The sequence below is a fragment of the Pseudomonas brassicacearum genome (assembly GCF_918698105.1).
Lineage (GTDB): Bacteria > Pseudomonadota > Gammaproteobacteria > Pseudomonadales > Pseudomonadaceae > Aquipseudomonas > Aquipseudomonas brassicacearum_F.
Genome location: NZ_CAKKMI010000138.1, coordinates 1 through 8,694 on the forward strand (window position 1 = coordinate 1; position 8,694 = coordinate 8,694).

6 protein-coding genes are annotated in these 8,694 nt (G+C 62.6%); 4 read left to right on the forward strand and 2 right to left on the reverse strand.

Annotation, left to right across the window (positions count from 1 at the left end):
* Positions 1-100: 100 nt before the first annotated feature.
* On the reverse strand, positions 101-2,047 hold the full coding sequence (locus LQ215_RS28855) for a DNA topoisomerase III (RefSeq protein ID WP_230153649.1): 1,947 nt from the start codon (positions 2,045-2,047) through the stop codon (positions 101-103).
* Positions 2,048-2,289: 242 nt separating this feature from the next.
* Between LQ215_RS28855 and LQ215_RS28860 the strand changes: the two genes are divergently transcribed.
* The 4 genes from LQ215_RS28860 (at position 2,290) to LQ215_RS28875 (ending at position 6,852) form a co-directional block, all read left to right on the forward strand.
* Positions 2,290-2,697, forward strand: coding sequence for a response regulator (locus LQ215_RS28860; RefSeq protein WP_230153650.1), 408 nt, complete (start codon positions 2,290-2,292; stop codon positions 2,695-2,697).
* A gap of 103 nt (positions 2,698-2,800) precedes the next feature.
* On the forward strand, positions 2,801-3,322 hold the full coding sequence (locus tag LQ215_RS28865; protein ID WP_230153651.1) for a sigma-70 family RNA polymerase sigma factor: 522 nt from the start codon (positions 2,801-2,803) through the stop codon (positions 3,320-3,322).
* The gene (locus tag LQ215_RS28870) at positions 3,319-4,278 is read left to right on the forward strand and encodes a FecR domain-containing protein (RefSeq protein ID WP_230153652.1); all 960 of its coding nucleotides are present in this window, start codon (positions 3,319-3,321) and stop codon (positions 4,276-4,278) included. Before LQ215_RS28865 ends, LQ215_RS28870 begins: the two co-directional genes overlap by 4 nt.
* A gap of 96 nt (positions 4,279-4,374) precedes the next feature.
* A complete protein-coding gene (locus LQ215_RS28875) occupies positions 4,375-6,852 on the forward strand; it encodes a TonB-dependent siderophore receptor (RefSeq protein WP_230153653.1) in 2,478 nt (825 codons plus the stop codon).
* A 42-nt stretch (positions 6,853-6,894) separates the two neighbouring features.
* Here LQ215_RS28875 and LQ215_RS28880 read toward each other — a convergent pair whose 3' ends face one another.
* Complete coding sequence (locus LQ215_RS28880) at positions 6,895-8,517, reverse strand: MFS transporter (protein WP_230153654.1); 1,623 nt, start codon at positions 8,515-8,517, stop codon at positions 6,895-6,897.
* Positions 8,518-8,694: the final 177 nt, after the last annotated feature.

Consider the following 8,694-nt stretch of genomic DNA (forward strand, 5'->3'; position numbering starts at 1 on the left):
GCTCGCGATGGCGGCGTATCAGCCAACATTTTTTTAGCTGAACCACCGCCATCGCGAGCAAGCTCGCTCCCACAGGGGATTTATGGTGGGCCTGATTTGCTCAGGTCGCCTTGGCCTTGCTCGCCTTGCGCGGCGCACCGCCAGCCTTGCGCTTGGCCGGCTTGCGTTTGTTTTTCCACGGCGTTGCGCCGCGCCCGGCGGGGCTGGCCGGGCCGCTGATGGTCAGGCTCATGCCCTGGCAGCGGGCGACGTGCTTGCTCATCCAGGCGGCTTGCCGGGTCACGAATTCTTCCAGGCTCATTTCGCCGCTCTGCACCATGTCCAGGGCCTGTTCCCAGATGGCGGTGGTGCCCGGGTCGGCGATGGCCCGGGGCACGGCGTCGATGAGGCTGAAGGCCGCCGGGGTGGCGGACAGGGCCTTGCCGTTTTTCACCAGGTAACCGCGGTCAAGCAGCCCCTGGATGATCGAGGCCCGGGTTGCTTCGGTGCCGATGCCGGTGGTGTCCTTGAGCTTTTGCTTGAGCAGCGGATCCTCCACCAGTTTGGCGACGTTCTTCATCGCCTTGATCAGGTCGCCTTCGGTGAACGGCTTGGGCGGTTGGGTCCACAGGTCCTTGGGGGTCACCTTGTCCACGGCGCAATCGCGGCCTTCGCTCAGTGCCGGCAGGGTCTGCGGCACCGGTGCTTCACGGCCCCTGGCCGGTGCCAGCGCTTCGGGCAGTGCGCGTTTCCAGCCGGGTTCGACGATCTGCTTGCCCACGGCACGCAGCGCCTGGCCGGCACAGTCGAAGTCGGCCTGGGTCCGATCGTATTCATGGTTGGGCAGGAACTGCGCCAGGTAGCGCGCGCGAATCAGCGTATAGACGGCGCGCTGCTTGCCGGCGAGTTTGTCGAGGTTCCTGGCGGCGGCGGTGGGGATGATGCCATGGTGGGCGCTGACCTTGGCGTCGTTCCAGGCCCGGGACTTGCGTTGCGGCTGCAGGTGCTCGCGCAGCGGTGCAAGGCTCGGGTCGGCCTGGGCGAGGGCGGCCAGGATGGCCGGTGCTTCGCTGTGCTGGCTCAAGGGCAGGAAACCGCAATCGCTGCGAGGGTAGGTGATGAGCTTGTAGGTTTCGTAGAGCGACTGGGCAATGTCCAGGGTTTCCTGGGCGCCAAGGCCGAGTTTCTTCGAGCAGACTTCCTGCAACGTGCCCAGGTCGAAGGGCAACGGTGCCGCTTCGCGCAGACGTTCGGTACGTACCTTCAGCGTCCGGGCGGTGGCGGTGTTGCTCATGGCTTGGGCGGCGTCCCGGGCCAGGGCCTGGTTCAGGCAGCGTTCCTGGTCGTCGCAGGCGTCCGGATCGGCGCGCCACTGGGCGGTGAACGCCGTGCCGTCGTGGCTGAGCTGCACGTCGATGGCCCAATAGGCGACCGGCACGAAGTCGGCGATGCTGCGGTCGCGGTCCACCACCAGGCGCAGCGTCGGTGTCTGTACACGGCCCACCGGCAATACGCCCTGGTAGCCGGACTGGCGCCCCAGCAGGGTGAACAGGCGACTCATGTTCATGCCGATCAGCCAGTCGGCCCGGGAACGGCCCAGGGCCGAGTGATACAGGTTGAAGGTTTCAGCCCCCGGCTTGAGGGCGGCCAGGGCCTTGCGGATCGATGCTTCGTCCAGGGCCGACAGCCATAGCCGCCGGATCGGCCCGCGATAACGGCAATGTTCCACCAGCTCCCGGGCGATCATTTCACCTTCGCGGTCGGCGTCGGTGGCGATGACCAGTTCTTTCGCTTCCCCCAGCAGGCGCTTGACTGCCTTGTACTGGCTGGCGGTTTTCGGCTTGACGGTCATTTTCCATTGCGCCGGCACGATGGGCAGGTCGGCCAGTACCCAGCGCTTGTAGCGCGCGTCGTAGGCGTCGGGCGGGGCGGTTTCCAGCAGATGTCCGATGCACCAGGTGACCGTGATGCCAGGGCCCAGCCAGCAACCGTCGCCACGGCGCGTGGCACCGAGCACGGCGGCGATGTCCTTGGCCTGGGACGGTTTTTCACACAGGTACAGCTGCATAGCGCCCTTTTCCCGAGCAGATTTCATGGGGCTGTAGCATGGTCATGGATGGGCGCCAGGGCAAGTTTTATCTGTATGGATATACAGATAAAAAGCGTTGCGCTGCGTTACCAAGCGGCTCTGATGTGACGTTCAGCGGCCTATTGGCATGCAGAATGAATTTTCTCGCAGGGGGATTGCTCATAACTTCAAGGCGGTTGCTACCGCAAAGCAGGTTTATGAGGTCAAGGAGAGTCACTTTCATGAATTCGATGCCAAATGGCGACGGCCAGGCGACTACACGTTTGATACTCGTTGTGGAAGATGATCCAACCATCCTGGAGTTCCTCTGCGAGATCCTTGAGGAAGAAGGGTTCGTCGTGGAGCCTCGGGAGAGCGCCGATGCGGCGCTGACGTTCCTCGAAGAGAGCGCCCACTACGTCGACCTGTTGCTCACGGATATCACCATGCCCGGCAAGATCGACGGTGCGGACCTGGCCAACCTGACCGGCGACCGCTGGCCGCAGATCCCGCTGCTGATCATGTCCGGCTTCGAGACGCCGGAAAGCGCCGGGATCAAGCACCATGCCTCGTTCATCGCCAAGCCCTGGGCGCTGGGACAGATGCTGGACCTGGTGGAAAACACGGTGAAAAGTCACTCCCTGCACTGAGCCGTTCCAGCGAGTGGATGGTGGCCGGGCACGTTTGGGTTGCAAGCGGCGATAGGCTCCATGACAATGCGAGTCATTATCAGTCGCGAATTATTCCATTGCCATGTCCGCCAACGATCTGTCCCTACGCAGTGCTGTCGACGTTCTGTACAGTGATCATCACGGTTGGCTCCAGGGCTGGCTGCGCAAGCGCTTGGGCAACACCTTCGATGCCGCGGACCTTGCCCAGGATACGTTTGTGCGGGTCATCAAGGCGCGCTCTGCGCTGGATATCCGTGAGCCACGACCGTACCTGTCGATGATCGCCAAAGGGCTGTTGATCGACCTGTTTCGCCGTCGCTCGCTGGAGCAATCCTACCTCGAAGTATTGGCCGCCATGCCGCAAGAGCAGCACCCCTCGCTGGAAGAGCAGGCGATCATGCTCCAGGCCCTGATGGAAATCGACCGCTTGCTCCTGGGGCTGGGGCCGCGGGTCAGGCAGGCGTTCATCCTGTCGCAGTTCGATGGCCTGACGTACCCGCAAATTGCCGAACGCCTGGGTGTCAGCGTACGCACGGTCAACAATCACATGGCCAAGGCCATGGAGCATTGCTGCCTGATGCAGATTCAACTGCAGCTTTCATGAACCTGCCCCCTGAAGAGTTGAACGCCATTCGCGTGGCGGCGCAGTGGTACGCCCGGCTGCATTCCGGCATCACCACCGATGCGGACCGGGCCGGCTGGCGCGCCTGGCTGGCTGCCGATCCGCTGCACGGCCAGGCCTGGCAACGCATGGCAGCAGTGGCCGAGCAGATGGCAAGCGTACCGGGCGCCCTGGCTGCACCGACCTTGAGCGACGCCCACCATCGATCCCGCCGCCAGGTGTTGCGTAGCGTTTTGCTGCTGACGTCCGCTGGCGGCCTGGGCTGGTTGGGTTGGCGCAGCCAGGCAAGCCAGAACCTGTTTTGCGATTACCGCACCGCCGTGGGTGAGCGCCGCGAGTACCAACTCGCCGATGGCAGCACGGTCCTGCTCAACACTGATACCTCGATCAATGTTCGTTTCGATGGACAGCAGCGGCTCGTGGAGTTGTTGCGGGGTGAGGTGCTCGTGACGACGGCGGTCGATCCCTTGCGACGTCCGTTCAAGGTGGTGATGGGGCCGGTCGAGGTGCTTGCGTTGGGCACGCGGTTTATCGTCCGTGGCCAGGCGCGAGGCGGCGAAGTGGCAGTGCTGGAGAAGGCGGTCGAGGTAAGTCTGCCGGCGATGGGATCAAGGAGGCGGGTCGAAGCCGGCCAGCGCCTGGATTTCAATGAGCGGTTGCTGGGCACTTTGCGTGGCAACGATGTGTCGGTCGGCGCCTGGCAGAAGGGCAGCATCATCGCCATTGACCGTCCCCTGGCGGCGCTGCTGGATGAGCTGTCGCGCTACCGCCCCGGTGTGCTGCGCTGGGACCCGGCGATTGGCGACTTGAAGGTGTCCGGTGTGTTTCCTGTCGATAACACCGACCTCGCCCTGGCGGCGCTGGAGAGCGGCTTTTCGTTGCGGGTGACGCGCTACAGCCGATTCTGGGTCCAGGTCGCGGGTGGCGAGCGGCGGTGACGCTGTGTAATAAAAAAATCTGGCCCTGCACTTTTCATCCCCGTCGTTCGGCTCTTCCTCAGTGAGTTTTTATCGACCGTTTTGGGGAGGGGAAATATGCCTTGGGTAAGCGCGCCAGGCCGTCTGGTGTTTGCAGTGAAAATCGGCTTGCTGGCTGTCACCACCGCCGGCGCCACGGTCGTGAATGCCAACCCGGTTCCAGGCGCCTCGGCGCCGCAGCGTTCGGTGCAGGCTTACGACATCGGCGCCGGGAGCCTGGTGGATGTGCTGACCCGTTTCTCCAGCGCCGCCGGGGTCGCCCTTTCGTTTGATGCCCGGCAACTGGATGATCTGCGATCGCCCGGCCTGAGAGGTTCTTTCGGCGTGGCTGAGGGCTTCGCTCGCATTCTTGGCGGTAGTGGCCTGCAAGCTGAGCTCCAGGCCAACGGCACGTACGTGCTGCGCCGGTTGCCCGCCAACGGTTCGGTCATGGAACTGGGCGCCACCAGCATCGAGGCACAGATGCTTGGGGCGACCACCGAGAACAGTGGTTCCTACACGACGGGTGCGGTGACCATCGGCAAGGGTGAGCACTCCCTGCGCGAAACGCCGCAGTCGGTGACGGTGATCACCCGCAAGATGCTCGATGACCAGAACCTCAACACCATCGATCAAGTGATGGAAAAGACCCCCGGCATTACCGTGTACGACTCGACCATGGGCGGCAAGTATTTCTACTCCCGTGGGTTCCGGATGTCCGGTCAGTATCAATACGACGGCGTTCCGCTGGACATGGGCAACAGCTATGTCCAGGCCGACAGTTTCAGCAGCGACATGGCCTATTACGACCGTGTCGAAGTCCTGCGCGGTGCCGCCGGGATGATGAAGGGCGCGGGCGGCACATCCGGCGGCGTCAACTTCGTGCGTAAACGTGGCCAGGCCACGGCCCAGACCGAACTCAGCCTCTCGGGCGGCACTTGGGACAACTACCGTGGGCAGGTCGATACCGGTGGCCCGCTGAATGATTCCGGCACCGTGCGGGGCAGGGCGGTGATCGCCGAGCAGAGCCGGCATTATTTCTACGACGATGCCCGGCGCAAGGACCAGATCTACTACGGTGCCCTGGATTTCGATCTGTCGCCCGACACGACACTTGGCGTGGGCGTTGCCTATGAAGACGTCGATGCAAGCCCTTGCTGGGGCGGGCTTCCTCGCTACCGCGACGGCAGCGATTTGAAACTCAGCCGTTCCACTTGCCTGGATCCGTCGTGGAACACCTGGCGCAGCCAGCGGACCACGCTGTTCAGCGATCTCAAGCATCAGCTCAATGACGACTGGGCGGTAAAGGTTGCCGGTGTCTATACGAAAAATACCCAGGACATCAAATACGCCTTTGCCTCGGGTTCGGTGGCGCCAGGCACCTCGACCACCAACCTGCTGGGCAGCATGTACGACTACGACCAGGTCGATTACGGCCTCGACGCCTACCTGGACGGCAAGTTCGACGCCCTGGGGCAGCAACATGAATTGATCGTTGGTTTCAACGCCAGTCGTTCGGACAAGGATGACTTCTTCTCGGTGGCACTGCTGCCACAGAAGCAGAATGTGTTCGATCCGGATCGACATATTCCCGAACCGGACGACAGTTACTTCATCGAAAACTCGACACGGGGTGGTCCGGTCAAGACCGTTACCCAGCAGCAAGGCATGTATTCGACCCTGCGCCTGAAACTGGCGGACCCGTTGACGTTTGTCGTCGGCAGTCGGGTGAGCTGGTACCGCTCCAAGACCGACTCGGTGTTCCTCACCGGTGGTTCGGAGCACGCCAAGAGCACGGAGACCGGCCAGGTCACGCCGTTTGCCGCCGTATTGCTGGACCTCAATGAGCACCTGACGGCCTATGCCAGCTATTCGGATATCTTTACGCCCCAAGGCAACTATCGCTCCGAAAGCGGCTCGGCGCTCAAGCCGCTGGTGGGCGAGAGCTATGAATTGGGGATCAAGGGCGAATGGTTCGAGGGCCGCTTGAACGGCGCTTTCAACCTGTTCCGCACGCTGCAGAAAGACCAGGCCCAGACCGACTACAACTCAAGTTGTGCGTCCTCGGACGGTTTTTGCTATGAGAACGCCGGCAAGGTTCGCGCCCAGGGTTTCGAAGCCGAGATCAGCGGTGAAGTCATCGAGCGCCTGCAACTGCTGGCCGGCTACACCTACACCCAGACCAAGACCCTCGACGACATAGACACCCGCCTCAACGGCGGTTCGTTCAACAGCTACGTGCCGCGTCATGTGCTGCGCCTGTGGGGCGATTATGCCCTTGGCGGAGCGTTCGAGCGGTTCAGCGTCGGTGCTGGGGTCAATGCCCAAAGCGACAACTTCCGCGTATCGCCAGCGACGGGCGAGAAGATCACCCAGGCCGGTTATGCGGTGTGGAACGGTCGCGTCGGCTACCGCATCGATGACACCTGGTCGTTGGCCCTCAATGGCAACAACCTGTTCGACAAGCGCTACTACACCACCATCGGCACCGAGGGTTTCGGTAACTATTACGGTGAGCCGCGCAACTTCACCATGACCGTGAAGGCGCGCTTCTGATCCGCTGGCGAGGGCGCCATTGCCCTCGCCACGGTTTCATCCTCAGTTTTTATCCAGGTCCACGTTCCGGGTTTCCCGCAGGCAGATCATGCCCACCACCAGGCTCACCCCGGTGATCACCACCGGGTACCACAGCCCATAGAAAATATCCCCGGTGTAGACCACCAGGGCAAACGACACGGTGGGCAGGAAGCCGCCGAACCAACCGTTGCCGATGTGATAGGGCAGGGACATGGAGGTGTAGCGAATGCGGGTCGGGAACAGCTCGACCATCAACGCCGCCAGCGGTCCGTAGCACATCGCCGAGATGATGATCAGCGCCACGATCAGCGCAACAATCATCGGCCGGTTGATCTGTTGGGTGTCGGCCTGTTGTGGATAGCCGGCCAGGGTCACCGCACCGCGCAGGGCCGCTTCGTCGTAACCTTCGAGTTTCACATCACCGACGCTGACCTGGACGGAACTGCCGGCCGGGGCCGAAACGCTGCTGTAGGGCAGGCCTTGCTTGACCAGGAAGGTCTTGACCTTGTCGCAAGGGCTGTCGAAACGCGCCTTGCCCACCGGGTCGAACTGGAAGGTGCAGGTGGCCGGGTCGGCGACCACGGTGATCGGTGCCTGGCGGCTCGCCTGGTCGATGGCCGGGTTGGCGTAGTGGGCCAGGGTCTTGAAGATCGGGAAGTACAGCGCGGTGGCCAGCAGCAGGCCGATCATCAACACCGGTTTGCGCCCGACCTTGTCCGACAGCCAGCCGAAAAAGATGAAGAACGGTGCGCCGATCACCACGCTGACAATCAGCAAGCTGTTGGCCAGGGCCGGGTCCATCTTCAGGAACTGGGTGAGGAAAAACAGCACGTAGAACTGCGCGGCATAGAAGGTCACCGCTTGCCCGGCGTTGATACTGAACAGGGCGATCAGCACCACCTTCAGGTTTTCCCATTTGCCGAAGGATTCGCGGATCGGCGCCTTGCAGCATTTGCCTTCTTCTTTCATTTTCAGGAAGGCCGGCGACTCGTGCAGGCTCAGGCGAATCCAGGTGGAGATGCCCAGCAGCAGGATCGACAGCAGGAACGGGATGCGCCAGCCCCAGACTTCGAACTGATCGCCGGTGAAGTAGCGACAGCCCAGCACCACCAGCAGCGACAGCAACAGCCCGAGGGTGGCGGTGGACTGAATCCAGCTGGTATGGAAACCGCGCTTGCCCATCGGCGCATGCTCGGCAACGTAGGTCGCCGCGCCACCGTACTCACCGCCCAGGGCCAGGCCCTGGAGCATGCGCAACACCACCAGGATGATCGGCGCGGCGATGCCGATGCTGGCGTAGTTGGGCAGCAGGCCGACGCAGAAGGTCGCCAGGCCCATCAGGACGATGGTCGCCAGGAAGGTGTATTTGCGCCCGATCATGTCCCCCAACCGACCGAACACCAGTGCCCCGAACGGCCGCACGATGAAACCGGCGGCGAACGCCATCAGGGCGAAGATGAACGCGGTGGTGTCGTTGACCCCGGCAAAGAACTGCTTGCTGATCACCGCCGCCAGGGCGCCATAGAGGAAAAAGTCGTACCACTCGAACACCGTCCCCAGGGACGAGGCGAAGATGACTTTCTGGGTTTCCTGGCTGGTGCCGACGCTGCGCGTGGCTTCCAGGGGCTGAACATGCTCGGACATAGCGGTATCCCTCACAGTGATTGTTTTTGTTGTTCCACTGCGACGCCGGGGTGGCGTCTCCTGATTTGACACACTTTCCTTGAATCGACTCATCCCCTTGTGGGAGCGAGCTTGCTCGCGATAGCGGCGGCACATTCAACCTATGCGTGGCAGACAGACCGCTATCGCGAGCAAGCT

What these genes read in the sequence shown, in the direction of transcription:
- LQ215_RS28855 (WP_230153649.1), bottom strand. Translation starts at nt 2,047, where the DNA reads ATGCAGCTGTACCTGTGTGAAAAACCGTCCCAGGCCAAGGACATCGCC.
- LQ215_RS28860 (WP_230153650.1), top strand. Translation starts at nt 2,290, where the DNA reads ATGAATTCGATGCCAAATGGCGACGGCCAGGCGACTACACGTTTGATA.
- LQ215_RS28865 (WP_230153651.1), top strand. Translation starts at nt 2,801, where the DNA reads ATGTCCGCCAACGATCTGTCCCTACGCAGTGCTGTCGACGTTCTGTAC.
- LQ215_RS28870 (WP_230153652.1), top strand. Translation starts at nt 3,319, where the DNA reads ATGAACCTGCCCCCTGAAGAGTTGAACGCCATTCGCGTGGCGGCGCAG.
- LQ215_RS28875 (WP_230153653.1), top strand. Translation starts at nt 4,375, where the DNA reads ATGCCTTGGGTAAGCGCGCCAGGCCGTCTGGTGTTTGCAGTGAAAATC.
- LQ215_RS28880 (WP_230153654.1), bottom strand. Translation starts at nt 8,517, where the DNA reads ATGTCCGAGCATGTTCAGCCCCTGGAAGCCACGCGCAGCGTCGGCACC.